General features: G+C 61.9%; 19 protein-coding genes. 12 read left to right on the top strand and 7 right to left on the bottom strand.

Going from position 1 to position 15,971, the window contains the following annotated elements; genetic code table 11:
- The first annotated feature begins 26 nt into the window (after positions 1-26).
- The 5 genes from AB0O87_RS08390 to AB0O87_RS08370 all read left to right on the top strand — a co-directional run bounded on the left by AB0O87_RS08390 (position 27) and on the right by AB0O87_RS08370 (position 4,396).
- Complete coding sequence (locus AB0O87_RS08390; RefSeq protein WP_363514041.1) at positions 27-1,676, top strand: solute carrier family 23 protein; 1,650 nt, start codon at positions 27-29, stop codon at positions 1,674-1,676.
- Between the two features lie 20 nt (positions 1,677-1,696).
- Positions 1,697-2,368 (top strand): GAP family protein, encoded by a 672-nt coding sequence (locus AB0O87_RS08385; RefSeq protein WP_363514038.1) that lies wholly within the window; start codon positions 1,697-1,699, stop codon positions 2,366-2,368.
- 103 nt (positions 2,369-2,471) lie between these two features.
- Positions 2,472-2,858, top strand: coding sequence for an SHOCT domain-containing protein (locus AB0O87_RS08380; protein ID WP_363514035.1), 387 nt, complete (start codon positions 2,472-2,474; stop codon positions 2,856-2,858).
- Between the two features lie 99 nt (positions 2,859-2,957).
- Entirely contained in the window at positions 2,958-3,395 is a 438-nt protein-coding gene (locus tag AB0O87_RS08375; RefSeq protein ID WP_363514033.1) for a MarR family transcriptional regulator, read from the top strand.
- 23 nt (positions 3,396-3,418) lie between these two features.
- Positions 3,419-4,396 carry a zinc-binding dehydrogenase gene (locus tag AB0O87_RS08370; RefSeq protein WP_363514030.1) on the top strand — a complete coding sequence of 326 codons (978 nt, stop codon included), beginning with the start codon at positions 3,419-3,421 and terminating at the stop codon, positions 4,394-4,396.
- A gap of 63 nt (positions 4,397-4,459) precedes the next feature.
- On the opposite strand, the gene AB0O87_RS08365 is transcribed toward AB0O87_RS08370, so the two are convergent.
- From AB0O87_RS08365 to AB0O87_RS08350, 4 genes are read right to left on the bottom strand one after another with little or no spacing between them, the layout of a single operon-like run.
- Positions 4,460-4,852, bottom strand: coding sequence for a DUF1304 domain-containing protein (locus tag AB0O87_RS08365; RefSeq protein WP_363514027.1), 393 nt, complete (start codon positions 4,850-4,852; stop codon positions 4,460-4,462).
- Between the two features lie 54 nt (positions 4,853-4,906).
- A complete protein-coding gene (locus tag AB0O87_RS08360) occupies positions 4,907-5,767 on the bottom strand; it encodes a CPBP family intramembrane glutamic endopeptidase (RefSeq protein WP_363514024.1) in 861 nt (286 codons plus the stop codon).
- Entirely contained in the window at positions 5,764-6,489 is a 726-nt protein-coding gene (gene trmB, locus AB0O87_RS08355) for a tRNA (guanosine(46)-N7)-methyltransferase TrmB (protein WP_363514021.1), read from the bottom strand. Before trmB ends, AB0O87_RS08360 begins: the two co-directional genes overlap by 4 nt.
- Before the next feature lie 56 nt (positions 6,490-6,545).
- Positions 6,546-7,385, bottom strand: coding sequence for a DUF3097 domain-containing protein (locus tag AB0O87_RS08350; protein ID WP_363514018.1), 840 nt, complete (start codon positions 7,383-7,385; stop codon positions 6,546-6,548).
- A 122-nt stretch (positions 7,386-7,507) separates the two neighbouring features.
- On the opposite strand from AB0O87_RS08350, the gene AB0O87_RS08345 reads away from it, so the two are divergent.
- The 4 genes from AB0O87_RS08345 to AB0O87_RS08330 all read left to right on the top strand — a co-directional run bounded on the left by AB0O87_RS08345 (position 7,508) and on the right by AB0O87_RS08330 (position 11,649).
- Positions 7,508-9,541 carry a TPM domain-containing protein gene (locus tag AB0O87_RS08345; RefSeq protein ID WP_363514015.1) on the top strand — a complete coding sequence of 678 codons (2,034 nt, stop codon included), beginning with the start codon at positions 7,508-7,510 and terminating at the stop codon, positions 9,539-9,541.
- Between the two features lie 58 nt (positions 9,542-9,599).
- Complete coding sequence (locus AB0O87_RS08340; protein ID WP_363514012.1) at positions 9,600-10,343, top strand: PspA/IM30 family protein; 744 nt, start codon at positions 9,600-9,602, stop codon at positions 10,341-10,343.
- A 62-nt stretch (positions 10,344-10,405) separates the two neighbouring features.
- Complete coding sequence (locus AB0O87_RS08335) at positions 10,406-11,209, top strand: arginase family protein (protein WP_363514009.1); 804 nt, start codon at positions 10,406-10,408, stop codon at positions 11,207-11,209.
- Entirely contained in the window at positions 11,206-11,649 is a 444-nt protein-coding gene (locus tag AB0O87_RS08330) for a Fe-S oxidoreductase (RefSeq protein WP_363514006.1), read from the top strand. The genes AB0O87_RS08335 and AB0O87_RS08330 overlap by 4 nt, the downstream gene beginning before the upstream one ends.
- A 4-nt stretch (positions 11,650-11,653) precedes the next feature.
- Here the strand turns inward: AB0O87_RS08330 and AB0O87_RS08325 are convergent, their stop codons facing one another.
- Positions 11,654-12,124, bottom strand: a complete 471-nt coding sequence (locus tag AB0O87_RS08325; protein WP_363514003.1) for an SIP domain-containing protein — start codon at positions 12,122-12,124, stop codon at positions 11,654-11,656.
- A 173-nt stretch (positions 12,125-12,297) separates the two neighbouring features.
- Between AB0O87_RS08325 and AB0O87_RS08320 the strand changes: the two genes are divergently transcribed.
- Genes AB0O87_RS08320 through AB0O87_RS08310 form a run of 3 tightly spaced genes read left to right on the top strand, consistent with a single transcriptional unit; the run spans position 12,298 to position 14,702 of the window.
- Entirely contained in the window at positions 12,298-13,203 is a 906-nt protein-coding gene (locus AB0O87_RS08320) for an ABC transporter ATP-binding protein (protein ID WP_363514000.1), read from the top strand.
- Entirely contained in the window at positions 13,200-13,952 is a 753-nt protein-coding gene (locus AB0O87_RS08315) for an ABC transporter permease (RefSeq protein ID WP_363513998.1), read from the top strand. The genes AB0O87_RS08320 and AB0O87_RS08315 overlap by 4 nt, the downstream gene beginning before the upstream one ends.
- A gap of 3 nt (positions 13,953-13,955) precedes the next feature.
- Positions 13,956-14,702, top strand: a complete 747-nt coding sequence (locus AB0O87_RS08310) for an ABC transporter permease (protein ID WP_363513996.1) — start codon at positions 13,956-13,958, stop codon at positions 14,700-14,702.
- Positions 14,703-14,721: 19 nt separating this feature from the next.
- Here the strand turns inward: AB0O87_RS08310 and AB0O87_RS08305 are convergent, their stop codons facing one another.
- Together AB0O87_RS08305 and AB0O87_RS08300 are read right to left on the bottom strand one after the other, a co-directional pair.
- Complete coding sequence (locus tag AB0O87_RS08305) at positions 14,722-15,444, bottom strand: tyrosine-protein phosphatase (protein ID WP_363513993.1); 723 nt, start codon at positions 15,442-15,444, stop codon at positions 14,722-14,724.
- Positions 15,441-15,917 carry a carboxymuconolactone decarboxylase family protein gene (locus tag AB0O87_RS08300; protein WP_363513990.1) on the bottom strand — a complete coding sequence of 159 codons (477 nt, stop codon included), beginning with the start codon at positions 15,915-15,917 and terminating at the stop codon, positions 15,441-15,443. Before AB0O87_RS08300 ends, AB0O87_RS08305 begins: the two co-directional genes overlap by 4 nt.
- Between the last annotated feature and the right edge of the window lie 54 nt (positions 15,918-15,971).

Below are 15,971 nucleotides of genomic sequence, written 5' to 3'. Positions count from 1 at the left end.
GCTGAGCGCTGGCGAAGGGAAACGACATGCAACGTCCACTCGCAGGGCTGACGAAACACAACTTCGTCACTGAGCTCACGGCGGGAGTGACTCTTCTCGCGATCGCGATTCCGCTGAACATCGGGTACGCCCAGATCGCGGGGCTTCCTCCGACCGCTGGACTCTATGCGCTTGTGGTGCCGACGATCATCTACGCCCTCGTCGTCTCCTCACGACAGGTCGTCGCGTCGCCCGACGCTGCGGCCGCCGCTCTCGTTGCCTCCTCTATCGGCGGTCTCGCAGCCGCAGGCAGCGCCAACTACGCCACGCTCGCCCTCGCACAGGCGATCATCTGCGGCGTGATGTTCGTGCTTCTTGCCGTGTTCAAACTGGGGTTTCTCGCGAACTTTCTCTCAAAGCCGATCCTCGTCGGTTTCGTCGGAGGCCTGGCACTCGACATCATGGTCAGCCAGGTGGCGAAGATGCTCGGCGTCTCGATCGACTCCAGCGAAGAGTTCGTCGGAAAAATCGAAGGCCTGATCAGCGGTCTTTCGACAATCAATGGATGGGCAGTGCTCATCTCCGCCTGCTCCGTTGCTGTGCTTTTGCTCGGGCGCACTTTTCTTCGCTCTGTCCCCTGGGCACTCATCGTCTTGATCGGGGCGACACTGACTGTCGTTCTCACTGGGCTGGACCAGCGAGGAGTCGACGTCCTCGGCGAGGTGCCAGCAGGACCCCCTGTTCTTACCTGGCCGATGATCGATTGGACGCTCTGGCTCGCACTCGTCCCCTCGGCCGTCGCGCTCACGCTGGTGACTACGGCGGAGGGTCTCCTCATCTCGCGCTCGTACTCCGAAAAGCGTGAGTACCCATTCCGCGCCAACCGCGATCTGTTCGCGTTCGGTGCGGCAAACATCGCTGCCGGCGCACAGGGCAGCTTCGCCGTAGGGTCATCCACCTCGCGCACAGCGGCGATGGATCAGTCAGGATCTCGGACGCAGTTTCCTGCACTTGTTCTCGCCGCTGGCACGCTGCTTCTCCTTCTCTTCGGCACGGCTCTTCTGGCGGACATTCCCTCCCCTGCAATCGGGGCCATCGTGGGAGTCGCCATCATCCCGCTGCTAGGGATTCGAGAGTTCGCTGACCTGTGGCGCAAAGACCGGTTCGAGTTCCTGATCGGGGCGACGTGCTTCTTGGTCACGCTCTTTGTCGGCTCGATTGCCGGAATCGCCGTCGCGTTCATGCTCGCTCTCATCAATCTTGCCAAGAGGGCGTCCAGGCCCGCCATCGACGTGCTCGAGTCAAGCGGTGACCCAGGCGAATCGTTGTTGGAGGATGCTCCGGCAGGAACCGTCACAGCACCAGGAGTGATTGTCATTCGCCTGGCTGCCCCACTGTTCTTCGCGAATGGTGCCGTCTTCACTACCGCAGCCAAAGACGCTGTGCGATCGGCTGGCGCACAGTCGGTGCACCACCTCGTGATCGACATGGAGGCCGTCACTGACGTCGATGTGACTGGCGCGGAGGCGCTGGCCGCTCTTCAGCACTGGCTCGAAGAGCAGTCCGTCTCGCTGTCGTTCAGTCGGGTGAGGTCGAACACGATGGCCAGGCTCACAGAGCTCGGGCTCCTCACCACGGAAGCGGTCTATGCAACCAATCGCGAGGCAATCGCTCATCTCACTCCCCCAACCCCCTAGCCTCTGAGAAAGGCCGCCCCATGCTCCCCGTCATCGGCGACATCCTTCCCCTCGCACTCGGCGTGGCCATTAGCCCCATTCCCATCATTGCGGCGATCTTGATGTTGCTTTCCCCGAAGGCACGCGTCACCAGCGTCGGATTCTTACTTGGTTGGGTCATCGGCATCACAGCGGCGGTCACCGCTTTCACGCTGCTGTCGTCGGCGCTGCCAGCGGAGGATCCAGATGCCTCGCGCCCCATCCGTGGAGCGATTCAGCTTCTCTTGGGAGTGATCCTCTTTGTGCTCGCATTCGGACAATGGCGTAAGCGCCCGAAGGCGGGCGAAGAGCCCCAGCTGCCGAAATGGATGAAGGCAATTGACACCATCAGCTTCCCCGCTGCATTCGGACTCGGTTTCCTCTTGTCGGCATTGAACCCGAAGAACTTTGTTATGAGCGCCGGAGCAGGCACCGATATCGGAGGCGCCGAACTTACCGTCGGCTCTACTGTGGTCGTCATTGCCATTTACGTCATCTTGGCTGCATCGACGGTGCTTGTTCCCGTGCTGGGGTACCTCATTGCAGCGGACGCCTTCCGCGCGCCGCTGGATTCGCTGCGAGGCTGGCTCGCCGCCCAAAACACTGTCATCATGGCTGTACTACTCGTCGTACTCGGCACTTCCGCGATCGGAAAAGGCATCGGGAGTTTCTAGAACCTCACCCGTCGAGGGTGTCCGCTTTTGGAGTCACCCGCCTGTGCCGAGTATTCTCCGATAGTCGCCCGTTTGGGGCGCATAATCTTTTGAGGGAGTATTCATGGGTTTTTGGGAGTCGTTCTGGGACATCATTTGGTGGTTCCTGTTCGCGTTCATCTTCATCTCCTACCTGTTTGCACTGTTTGCGGTCGTCTCAGACCTGTTCCGTGACCACAAGCTCAACGGCTGGTGGAAGGCAGTGTGGATGATCTTCCTCATCTTCGTGCCCTTCCTCACGGTGCTCGTTTACCTGATCGCTCGGGGAACCGGCATGGCTAAGCGCAACGCCGCGGCCGCAGAGAGCGCCCGCAGCGCCAGCGAGGCCTACATTCAGCAGGTCGCAGGCTCGAGCCCCAGCGAAGAAATCGCCAAGGCGAAGGCACTCCTGGACGCCGGCACCATCTCGGCTGACGAGTACAACACCATCAAGACCAAGGCGCTGAGCTAAGCGTTTCTTGTGGAGGGGCATGGCCGATTTGTTTCGGACATGCCCCTTTTTGCCGCCATATAGGTTGTGCACAACCTAATTGCGTGCAATGCTATACCTGTGGCCGTGACCGATGAAATGTTGTGCTTCTCCCTCTACTCCGCCGCCCGCGCAACCACGCAGGCATACAAGGCGCTCCTCGCTCCGTGGGGTCTGACGTACCCGCAGTATCTCGTGCTCACCGCGTTGTGGCTTGACGGCGAGCAGACGGTTGGATCCCTCGGCGAGATCATGCGGCTGGATTCGGGGACCCTCTCCCCGCTCGTGCGTCGGTTGGAGCAAGCCGGACTTGTCACCAAATCGCGGAGTCAGTCAGACGAGAGAGTCGTCACTGTACAGCTCACCGAAAAGGGGCAAAGCCTGCACTCAGAGGTAGCCCCCATCCACACAACCATCAGTTCTATCGCCGGGCTACAAGACGACGACCATCGTCGCGAGCTCGTGGCAGAACTTCACGACATCACCGACCGCCTCCAGCACGCCAGCGCTGGTCGCTAGAACCTCAACAGAACGGAGTCGCCATGCGCGCACTTATCCACCAGACCTTCGGCAGCCCAGAAGAAGTTCTTCAGATTGAAGACCGCCCGCTCCCAGAGCCCGGCGAGGGCGAGGTTCGTCTCCGCATCGTCCTCTCCCCTATCCACAATCACGACCTGTGGACGGTGCGCGGTCAGTACGGCTTCAAGCCAGAGCTCCCCGCTGCCTCTGGCACCGAAGCGCTCGGAGTCGTTGACGCGCTCGGCGCGGGGGTCGAGAACCTGTCTGTCGGCCAGCGCGTCGCCACCGGCGGCACCTTTGGTGCGTGGTCTGAGTACCTCACCGTTAACGCGGCTGGCCTCATCCCCGTTCCTGACTCGTTGCCAGACGAGTCGGCTGCACAGCTTGTCTCGATGCCGTTCAGCACGGTCACGCTGTTGCACTTCCTCGACGTGAAGCCCGGAGACTGGATCGTTCAGAATGCAGCCAACGGCGCTGTCGGCCGCATGCTCGCGCAGCTCGGTGCCGCACGCGGTGTGAACGTCGTCGGCCTGGTGCGTCGCACGGCAGGTGTAGACGAGCTCCGCGAACAGGGCATTGAACGCGTCGTTGCTACCGATCAGGACGACTGGAAAGAACAGGTCGCGCGTATCACCGGCGGCGCGCCGATCGTCGCTGGCGTTGACTCTGTGGGTGGTTCGTCGGCTGGTGACGTTCTCTCCCTCATCGCCGAAGACGGAACGCTCGTCATCTTCGGTGCCATGAACTCACCGACGATTGAAATCGCCTCATCCGACGTGATCTTCAAGCACACCACTGTCAAGGGATTCTGGGGCAGCAAGGTTATCCCTCAGCTCGATCCTGCTCTTCGCGGCGAGCTCTTCGGTGAGCTCGTTCAGCGGGTGACCGATGGGACGCTCACTCTGCCCGTCGCTGCGACCTTCGATGCGGCCGACATTAGCGAGGCTGTGCAAGCTACCAACTCCGCCGGGCGTGTGGGAAAGGTTCTTCTGCGCTTCTAACGCAAGAAATGAGTGTGGGGCGGCACCCATTCGGGTGCCGCCCCACACTCATTGATTTGTGGCTTAGTGAGTGGCGAGACCAATCGCCAGAACGACCACCGCAATCAGCGGAAATGATCCCTGCAGAATGGCGGGACGCGCCTTTGATGAGTCCGAAAGGATCAGCACAAGCGCCGCTGCAGCCATCATCCCGGTGCCAGCGAGAATAAGCGTGAGCCCGACCGTCCCAGCGCCCACGATCACCAGGCCGATGCCGAGCAGCGTCGTCAAGGCGAGGAACAGGTTGTAGAACCCCTGGTTGAAAGCGAGCTGTTTTGTGGTGTTGGCATCTGCCTCATTGGCGATGCCGAAGATCTTCCTTGTCGCTGGCTCGGTCCACCTCATCGACTCAAGCGCGAAGATGAAAACATGGAACGCAGCGGCGACTGCGGCGAAGATAAGACCGACAATTAACATGGGCTGATTCTCCCGCCCATCGATGCGCGGGGCAAACTGGCACCTTCGGGCGCGTCAAACCAGAAAGATCGACAGCATCCCTGGGTTGTGCGCGTGAACGAGCACAGCGAACACGACGGCATCGAACAGCAGGTGCACTGTCACGACATAGCTCAACGAATGCGTGCGAAGGAAGATGAACCCTTGCAGCAGCGCAAAGGGGATGGTGAGAAGCGGACCCCACTCGCGGTAGCCGAGCTCCCACAAAAACGACACAAAGACGATCATCTGCAACAGGTTGGCTACGAGGTCAGGGAAATGGCGTCGCAACAACGCGAACACTGTGCAGATGAAGAACAGTTCGTCCCAGATTCCGACAGCGCCGACCCCAACGAACAGTCGCGCGATGAGATCTGGCGTATCCACCACTGGCCAGTTCTCGTACACCCCGCTGGTTATGAAGTAAAACGGCAGGATCAGCCACCCGAGAACCAGCACCGCGACAAGCCATCCCCACTGCAACCGGCCCCACGGCTGGTGCGTGCGCCACGGGAATCGGATCGCGTAGTCGCGGTAGATGAAGCGCGAAATCACATACGGCACCACGACTGCTCCACCAAGCGCCAGCGTAAATCTCAACATCGCGGCGTTGTCGAGTTCGGCCGCGAGCGGGATGACACTGACAATCAGCATGCCCACCGCGATCAGCGACAGGTCTCTCGTGAGCGACGGAGGCCGGTGTGCACCGTTACTCACCGGCAGTTCGAGAGCGAGGCGTCCTCGCTCTCGAAGCCAGGCGGCGCCGAGGCCCAGTGCGAGCAATACCCATCCCAGCCACGGGATTTCCAGCACGAAGAAGGCGGGAGCCGCTGCGCACACCAGCAGAGCAGGAAGAATGCGCAACCTCGAAGCGGTGTCGTGCGACACGTCGGTCATGTGCGCACCTTGCGTCGGTAGACCAGGTCTCGAATGTCGCGCCCCTTCGCGATGCCCTTTCTTTCGAAAGCAGTCATGACACGACCATCGAAACGGTCGGCCCACTCCCCCTCAAAAGCACGCTCGAACAGTGGCTCTTCGTCGAGGACTTCACGCATCTGCAGCGCGTAGTCCTCCCAGTCAGTCGCGAGTCGCAGCAGGCCGCCGTCACGTAAAGCGCGTGCCGCTGTATCAGCGAATCCCGGCCTGACTAGACGTCGCTTCGTGTGCTTCTTTTTGTGCCAGGGGTCGGGGAAGAAAATCCACACCTCACGCGCCGCCGCCTCTGGAAGGTACGACGACAACACCTCTGGTGCATTCGCTTCGATGACGCGCACGTTGCGAGCGCCTTCGCGATCCGCGTCGAGCATGGTGCGAGCAAGACCCGCTCGAAAGACTTCAACAGCCAGAAAGTCGTCGCTGGGCCGGGAAGAAGCAGCAGCCACGATGGCGTGCCCCTGTCCGGATCCAATCTCGACGTAGAGGTCGGCCGCACGGCCGTACTCGACATGAGGGTCCAGTCGCGCATCAGGGTGCACTGACGTCCACGCTACGTCTCGCGGTACCTCCAGCAGGTAGTGGGGTCCGAGCTCAGCGAAGGCGCGCTCTTGCGCTTCGGACATCCGACCGCTGCGGCGGACGAACGACACCGGCTCGTCTCGGAAAGTACGGGGTTCTGGCATGAGTCCAGGGTAACCGTCCACCGGGTCTCCCACCGGCGTCCGGTGCCGTCTGAACCTCAGTCTGTTGGCGCTGTGACGAAGTCGATGAGTTCCTCAACTCGGCCAAGCAGCGCAGGCTCCAGATCTCGATATGTCGTGACTTTGGAGAGGATGTACTGCCACGCGCGCGCCGTGTCTGCCTGCGTTTCATGCGGCCATCCGAATGCCCGGCAAATTCCGACCTTCCACTCGATGCCGCGCGGAATTTCTGGCCACTTCGCAATGCCCAACGCACGAGGGGTGACGCACTGCCACACATCGACGAATGGATGCCCGACGATCCGCAGATGGCGACCGTGCGGGCCTCGCGCGACGGCGTCGGCGACCCGAGACTCTTTCGATCCAGGCACAAGGTGGTCAACGAGCACGCCGTACTTTCGTTTCGCGCTCGGTGGCTCGGCCGCCAAGAGGTCGTCAAGCAAATCGACGCCCTGCAGAAACTCGACCACGACGCCCTCGACACGGAGGTCAGCGCCCCACACCTTCTCAACGAGTTCTGCATCGTGCTTTCCCTCGACCAAGATGCGGCTCGGCAACGCGACGCGAGCACGCTGGTCTGCCACGACGAACGATCCGGATGCCGTTCGTCGCTGGCCCTGCTCTTTCGCCGCAGGCACGACGAGACGCACGGGGCCTCCATCGATGAGAAAGCCCCCACCGAGCGGGAAAAGTCGTCTGCGTCCTCGTCGATCCTCGAGCTCGACGTTGCCACCTTGTACGCGAGTTACTGCACCGCAGAAACCGTCGTCGGCCACCTCCACCACAAGGTCGACTTCTGCCGCGACCTGCGGCACCTTCTTTGCGCCACGTTCGCGCCAGCCATTCGCCAGCACGTCCGCCCCGTACATGTCGTCCATGCCTTCCAGCGTATGTGTCTCCGCTGACGGCGAACGCCTGGGCGGCCCAAATAGCTGTCGCGTGTCGGGGTCTGTGCATAGACTCAAAGCATGGGGCTCGGCTGCCAGTCGGAGGGACAACAATGACGAAGCGGTGGCTGGTGGTGGCATCTCTGATGTTGGCCACGGTTATGGGGACGTTCGGCGCATCAGTGGCGTCTGCAACAGACCCGCTCACACTCGACGCCGGCTACCTGACCGACCAGGCGCAAGTGTTGAGTGCAGATCAAGAGGCAACGGTAGAGACCCGGCTTGAAGAGCTCACCGAGAACTCCAACGCTGACCTGTTTGTCGTGCTCGTCGATGACTTCACCAACCCCAGCAACAACGCCGAGTGGGCAGACACCGTCGCAGAGGCAAACAACCTCGGTCCCGATCAGTATCTCCTCGCTATCGCGGTGGATGGCCGCAACTTTTACATCTCGGCGGCCGCAGACGGCCCCCTCAGTTTCGACAAGATCACCGATATCGAAGACCAGATGGTGCCGTATGCCGCGGATGGCGATTGGGTTGGAGCCATCACTCTTGCGGCAGACGAGATGCAAGGAGACGGTGGGGCTGGAGCGCTCCGCGTCGTGTTGATCATCGCTGGTGTCGTCGTCGTCGCCGTGCTGCTGTGGCTGATCATCGCCCTCATTCGCCGCGCACGCCGCAAAGCTGAAGCCCAAAGGCGAGGCGCTATGCCTGCGCAGCCTGATCCGAGCGACCCGTTTTCGACACTCACCGACGAACAGGTCGAGACACAGGCGAGCCTCGCGCTGGTGCAGGCCGACGACGCCATCACCTCAAGCAAGGAAGAGCTCAGCTTCGCTGTTGCCCAGTTTGGCGAGGGTGCCACTGCAGAGTTCAGCGGGGCCATCGATGCGGCGAAGACGAAGATCTCCGAAGCGTTTGATTTGCGGCAGAAGCTTGACGACGAGATCGAAGACACGATCCATGACCGACGAGCGTGGCACATTCGCATCATCCAGATATCGGACGAGATCGACGACCTGCTCGACGACAACGCCGCCGCGTTCGACGACCTTCGCACGCTCGAGCAAAACGCTCCGCAAGAACTTGAACGTGTACGCGGCGAACGAGCGACACTAGACGCTGTCCTGGCGACGGCGGAGAAGACGTTGGCCGAGTTGGCGACACAGTACGATTCGGCGGCGCTGGGCACCGTGACAGACAACCCGACCCAGGCGAAGGAGCGGGCCGCCCTGGCAGACCGGTCCATCACCGCTGCGTCTGCCGACGTCGCCGCAGGTCAGACGGGCGAAGCAGCATTCGCCATCCGCACCGCAGAGCAGGCAGTGGCGCAGGCTTCTCAGCTGGCGCATGCAATCGAGAATCTCCGGGTCGAGTTGCCGACACTGGAGGCTCAATCCCGAGCCCTCGTCACCGAGTTGCAGGGAGATCTCGCGGCCGCGCAGCAGCTTCCCGATACTGATGGCCGGATCGCCGCCGCAGCATCTACCACCGCGCAGCAGCTCCAGATCGCTCAAGCTGACCTGGCGAGTTCTTCCCGGAATCCGCACCGAGTCTTGGAAGCACTCACCGCAGCGAACGCGCAGATCGACGCGGCAGTGGCGCAGGGACGGGAGACTCTCGCGCGTTCACGTCGTGCAGCGCAGCTGCTCACCCAGACACTGACCCAAGCGACCTCCGAAATCCGCTCTGCCCGAGACTTCATCGAAACTCGTCGTGGCACCGTCGGGTCCACGGCACGCACACGACTAGCCAGCGCAGAAGCAAGCCTCGCCCAGGCACTGACCCTGCAAGCGGGCGATCCGGATGCGGCGCTGGCTGAGGCCACGCGTGCCTTGAGCCTCGCGGGCCAGGCCACCTCGGCCGCGCAATCAGATCTGCGTGCGTACAGCTCCAGCAGTTCCGGCCAATCCGGATGGGGAGAGCCATTCGGCCGCTCCGGCTCGACGGCAGGCGGTGCGGGAATCGGCGGCGACATCCTCGGCGGCATCATTGGCGGGCTGCTCGCTGGCGGCATGAGCTCCTCGCGCGGCGGTCGGCGCTCCTCCGGTGGTGGCTTCCGCAGCTCCGGCTTTGGCGGTGGCGGTGGCGGCAGGTCCCGCGGCGGCGGTCGCAGCGGTCGATCGGGAGGTAGACGCTTCTGATCTGGCACACAGGCACATACGCAAAGCTCACGAAGACGCCCTCTGAAAGGAACCACGCATGACCAAGCAGTCCATCTTCGGACGTATTTCCACCCTCGTTCGCGCGAACATCAACTCCCTGCTCGACTCTGCGGAAGACCCGCAGAAGATGATCGATCAGCTGGTGCGCGATTACTCGAACAGCATCGCTGATGCGGAGTCCGCGATTGCAGAGACCATCGGCAACCTGCGTCTGCTTGAACGTGACCATGAAGAAGACGTGCAGGCTTCCACCGAGTGGGGCAACAAGGCCCTCGCAGCGAGCCGCAAGGCCGACGAGATGCGCACCAGTGGCGACACGGCTGGCGCAGACAAGTTCGACAACCTCGCCAAGATCGCGCTCCAGCGCCAGATTACTGCTGAGCGCGAAGCCACCAGCGCGGAGCCGCAGATTGCCTCGCAGACCGAGATTGTCGACAAGCTCAAGAGCGGCTTGAACGGTATGAAGGACAAGCTGGTCGAGCTGAAGAACAAGCGGAGCGAGCTCCTCGCCCGCGCCAAGGTCGCCGAGGCGCAGACCAAGGTGCAAGACGCTGTCGGCTCGATCAACGTGCTCGACCCCACCAGCGAGCTGGGCCGTTTCGAAGACAAGGTTCGCCGCCAGGAGGCTCTCGCCGCCGGCAAGATGGAGCTCGCTGCCTCCAGCCTCGACGCACAGTTCGAGAGCTTGGAAGACCTCGGAGAGCTGACCGAGGTCGAGGCACGTCTCGCCGAGCTCAAGGCAGGCAGCACCGCTCCGCGCCAGTCCATCGAAGGCTCCTAACACCACACGCGGGTGCTCCCGGCAAATGCCGGGAGCACCCGCATTCTTCTTTCGGAGGCACCATGGTGCGTTTTCTCGTCGTTCCGCAGTGGCAGGGCTCCCCCGCCGCTCGCGCGATGCTCCTCGTCGACGGGGCATCAGCCATTGCTGGTGACCTCCCTCGTGCAACCACCACGGTGCTGGAGGCGCCCGTCGAGGCTGGTGAGTCTTTGGGAACAGGCGTCCGTCGCCTGAGTGCGCTGCTTCGTACCCGAGAACTCGTTCAAGAACAGATCACCTCCGACACAGTCGTTATCGGCGGTGACTGCAGCGTCACCGTCGCCGCGCTCAACGCGTTACCCGGTGGCACCGATGACCTCGCGGTGGTGTGGTGTGATGCCCACGCCGACATGCACACACCCGAAACCTCGCCGTCTGGAGCATTCTCCGGCATGGCTCTGCGCGCTCTCCTCGGTGAGGGAGAGCCGCAGCTGGCGCTTTCGCCCGCCATCCCGGCTGAGCGTGTGGTCACGGTCGGAGTGCGCAACATCGACGAGCAGGAAATCGACTCGTTCGCTTCTGTGACCAATCTCTCGCCTGCCGATCTTGACGCCCCAGACTCCCTCCTGTCGGCAGTGCAGGCAACCGGCGCATCTCGGGTGTGGGTACACATCGATGTTGATGTGCTTGACCCTGCTGAGTTCTCCGGAGTCTCTTCGTCGCTTCCTTTCGGACTCTCGCCCGCCGCTCTCGCATCCGCCATCCGCACGCTCCGTGCGGAGCTCCCTTTGGCCGGAGCGACAATCGCTGGTTTCGCGCCTCGATCGCCTGCGGATGCAGTCGATGATTTAGGCGCGCTGCTCCGGCTCGTAGGAGCAGTGGCATGAGCGCACACACCGATTGGCGCCCTGCGGCAGACGCCGCTGTCGCGCGCGGACGACGCCTCGACCGACGAATCCCCGCATTCTTGCTGCGTTCGCCGATCAGTCGCCTCGGCTATGCCTGGGGGACGACTGTCGGGTGGTTGTGGGGTTCGCTCTGGAGTACTGGACGAGTCGAGCGACGCGCAGGACTATGGGTCTTCCAGGGCATGCCGGACTGGACGTTCAACCGCGGAGGCGTGTGCGTTGGCGGTTGCTTTCTCACCGGAGCCACCCGCCCATCTGATGCAGTGCTCCGCCATGAGGCAGTGCACAAAGCTCAGTGGCTTCGCTACGGCTTCTTGATGCCGCTGCTCTACTTCATGGCGGGCAGGGACCCCTTGCGCAACCGCTTTGAGATCGAAGCTGGCCTAGAAGACGGAAACTACGTCCGTCGCGCGCGATAAGCCGCTACTGGTGCGCGGGAAGTAGCCCAAAGCGCTCCGGCACCTGAATGAGGGCAGCGGGCACCTGCAATGAGCGTGTCAGGTGTTCGACGATGTCGGCGCTACCCAGGTAGCCGCCGAACAGAGTGACACGCGTCTCGATTTCGTCGTCACACATCATCTCGTCTGCCCACGCGCAGGTAGCGCGTGCAACAGCCTGACCAGGCGCGCACGCCCGCCCGCTCCCCGGAGTGCCTGAACGCTGCTCACGAGCAAGCCATGTCACGGTCATGCGACCAGGTGCATCGATGACGCCGATGTCGGCAACTGTCGGAACTTCGATGAAGATACGACCAGAAGCGCACAGCGGCAACGTTGCGAGGAACAACTCGAGCTCCATGAGAGAGCGTTCGTCAGCCGTCACCAGGTGGTGCGCACGCTGACGTGCGGCGCGACGTGCGGCGCGCGTGCTGCGAGTCTGGATCGTGGTGTTCATGATGTCTTCATCGTACACCAGGTGAAGGGTTGCCTAACCTTGCTAAGCCTGTGTGGGACTACGCCTTCTGCATAGCGAGCCGTATGCGTCCGTCGCAAACTTCATGCTTGCGGGCGATGCTGGCAACGAGCCCGCCGTTCGAGAATGAGCAACATGAGCAAGACAAAAGCGGCATGGATATGAGCACCGTCATCGCGACGCATGGGTTGACCAAGCGTTACAAGAAGCACACCGCAGTTGACGACCTCGATCTCGTCGTTCCGCAGGGCGTGGTGTACGGCTTTCTTGGCCCGAATGGCTCGGGCAAATCGACCACGATGAAGATGCTTCTCGGGCTCACGCAACCTTCCGACGGTGTCGTTGAGCTGTTCGGGCAGCGACTATCCGAGACATCCCGACGCCAACTTTTGCCTTCCATCGGCTCGATGATCGAGGCACCTCCCGGGTACGGGCATCTCACGGGGTGGGAGAACATGCAGATTGTGCGAGACATGCTCGATCTGGTCGACCCTCAGATCGAGCATGCCTTCGACACTGTGCGACTGACAGAACACAAGCACAAACTGGTACGCCACTACTCACTCGGCATGAAGCAGCGACTCGGCATCGCGATGGCGCTCGCTCGTACACCCACTCTTCTCGTCTTAGACGAGCCAACCAATGGTCTCGATCCCGCGGGGATCGAAGAGATCCGCACCTTGCTCGTTGGCCTCGCCACACAAGGGATCACTGTGATGGTGTCAAGCCACCAGCTGCACGAGATAGACAAGATGGCGAGCGTTTTTGGCATCTTGTCGTCAGGAAAGATGATTTTCCAGGGCACCCGCGAGCAGCTTTTCGAGCATGCGCTCCCCGACCTCGTCATCGAGACCCCCCTGTCCCTTGAGGCTGCTCAGCTCGTCGCGGGGTCACTGCCGACGGCTGAAGGCATTCGATTAGCCGACTACAGCAAGCAAGAGACGGCTGAGCTGGTGCAGCGACTCGTTGAAGCGAAGATCCCTGTGCACGCGGTGCGACGCGTTCAGCAGAGCCTCGAAGACATCTTCATCAACCTCACCGGTCGCGATGGGCTTCTATGAAGAACTCGGTCCGGCTGGAGTTTCGCAAGATGCACCGTCTCCACTCTGTATTCGTTGTGATCAGCCTCGTCGTGGCGGTGGCCGCGCTCAGTAGTGCATCTCTTTTTTCAAACGGAACCCGGGATACTTTCAACGATCCAGCTGCCGCCCCCTGGGCCGCGCTTCTGCTCAGCTACACGATGATGGCAGCGATGACGTCGCCGATCCTGACCGCTGTGCTCGCGAGCCGTCAGACCGACATCGAGCACCCAGCGCTCGGATGGACCCTCGCAGCGACAGCAGGGCGTACTGCAGGCGGGATGTGCCGCGCGAAGCTCGTCGCACTCACTGCACTGCTCTTTCCCGCTACGGTCGTCCAATCGTTGTTGGTGATCGGACTTGGGAACCTCGCGGGTATAGGCGTGCCGTTTGACGCGTTGCCATGGACGATCTACACCCTGTCGCTGTTTGCGTTGAACGTTGCGTTTTGCGCCATGCACATCTGGCTCGCCGCACGTGTGGAGAACCAGCTCATCAGTATGGGCGTCGGGATCCTTGGCGCTTTCCTGGCCGTGTTCTCGCTACTGATGCCCGAGGCCGTGAGCAGGGTCATCCCCTGGGGTTACTACGCCGTGATTTCTCAGGTCGGTCAGTCCGATCAAGGAGTTGCTTTCATCGACCCGCCCTACCTATGGATAGCAATGTTTCTCTTCCTCGTGGCTCTCGCCTTCGCTTCGGGTACTCGGCAACTCAACCGCATGGGCAGGTAAGTCGTGTTCCACTCTGAACTGATCAAAATGAGGCGATCCAGCACCTGGATCATCGCCGTATTGCTGCCGGTACTCGCCATCGTTACAGGCACCATCAACCTCGCAAGCAACCCTGAAGCACTTGATGCGGGCTGGGCATCGTTCACGTCTCAAGTCGTGCTCTTCTACGGACTACTCTTCTTCTCCATGGGCGTCAGTCTGCTCGCCGCTACGGCGTGGAGGGTGGAACATCAGGGCGCAAACTGGAGTCTTCTGCTCACCTCGACGTCGCGCCCTGTCCGACTCGCTCTCGCCAAGATCGGCGTGATCTTGCTGCCCGTCACATTGATGCAATTTGTGCTCGTTGTCGGCACCGCGATCTCCGGAACGCTGATCTTGCGCTTGGAAGGTCAGATGCCGTGGGAATTCGTAGTGGTCGGGATCGTCTCGATCGTTGCTGCGCTCCCCCTTGTGGCCGCGCAGTCGCTGCTCTCGATGCTGATACGTTCCTTCGCTGCTCCGGTGGCGCTGTGCCTCATCGGTTGCGTCGTCGGGGTCGCTACCGTGACATCGCTTGCTCTTCGTCCGATGAGCCTGGTGCTCCCCCAAGCACTGATCACGCGCTCCATAAACCTCGGGTCAACAGCGATCGCGGGATCGGCAGGACTCACGGTGTCTGACACTGTCCCGCTCATACTGACAAGTGTCGGGATCGGCGCGAGCATCCTCGCCCTCACTGTCTTGGCCCTTCGCGTCGTGAAGCTCCGCTGATCTGGCCGCATTATGTAGGTCAGGGACGCTCGGCTGGGGCCTCTACGAGTGCAGATCGCAGAACGTCAAGTTCCTCAGCGGTCATTCCTTGCGAACGCAAATAGCCATCGGCCGAACCCCAGCGCTCGTCAACCTGCGCTAGGAAATCTCGCATCACCGGTGCGGGAGACTTCGTGGCGAGCGCGATCGCGTTTTTGGCCTCCGGATGGTGCGTGCGTAGGTACTCCGTGATGCGTCGAGATCGTTCCTCCGGCAGCTGTGATTCGGTGATGGCGTAATCCGCGATCACTGCCTCCCGATCGGCCCCGGCTGCGGCGAGCGCGAGAGCGACGGTCACCCCGGTGCGGTCTTTGCCGACAGTGCAGTGCACGAGTGTCTGTTCTCCCGCCGCGATGATGCGGATCGCCTCGACCAGACGCTCTCCACTCTCTTCAAGCAGGTGGAGGTACATCTCGTCGAGACTCGTGTCGGTCTCGAAGAAGGAGCGCACCGAGCCGAGAAACAGCGGCAGATGGGTGGTGTCTGGACCCTCGATCTCGGTGGGCTCTGCCGCGACTTCTTCCCCGTCACGAAGATCTACGATGTGTCGAACGCTCGCACGCACCGCCGCTGCGCCGGCAGCAGTTGCTCCCGAGAGTTGCCCAGACCTCAACAGCACACCGGGGCGGATGCGTCCTCCTGCCGCTGGCATTCCCCCGACATCGCGGACATTCGCGACACCTTCGATGTCGAGGATGGTCATCCCTGCACCTTCGGAGCGCGCGCAGGCACCGGGTATCGTCCAGCGATCACGATGCGGTTGAAAGCGTTGATCGAGACACACGCCCAGCTCAACGCGGCGTACTCCTTCTCGGTGAAGACGCCGCCGACACGGTCATACACCTCGTCGGAAACCCCGCCATCGGAGATGTGCGTGAAGGCTTCGGCGAGTTCGAGCGCTGCACGCTCCCGTTCGCTGAAGACGCCACTCTCGCGCCATGTCGGAATCTGCGTAAGCGTATCTGCGTCAAGGCCCACAGCGATGGCCCTGTCGACGTGAATGCGCGCGCAGTAGCTGCAACCATTCAGCTGTGAGCAGTGGATCATCACGATCTCTTTGAGACGGTCGTCGATGCCGTTGGCCGCGCAGATCGCGCCCACCGTCTTCGAGAATGCGTCAAGAGCCTCGTAGGCTGCCGGCTCGGTCTTCGACAGGTGTACTCGCGTCTCGCTCATGAGTCCATGATATTCGCGGCAGTGCATCGAGGATGCGGTAGACAGATTTGGCGT

This window comes from Microbacterium sp. NPDC076768 (assembly GCF_040687205.1).
GTDB lineage: Bacteria > Actinomycetota > Actinomycetes > Actinomycetales > Microbacteriaceae > Microbacterium.
The sequence above is the reverse complement of the archived record's forward strand: the minus strand, read 5'-3'. Positions and strand labels throughout refer to the sequence as shown.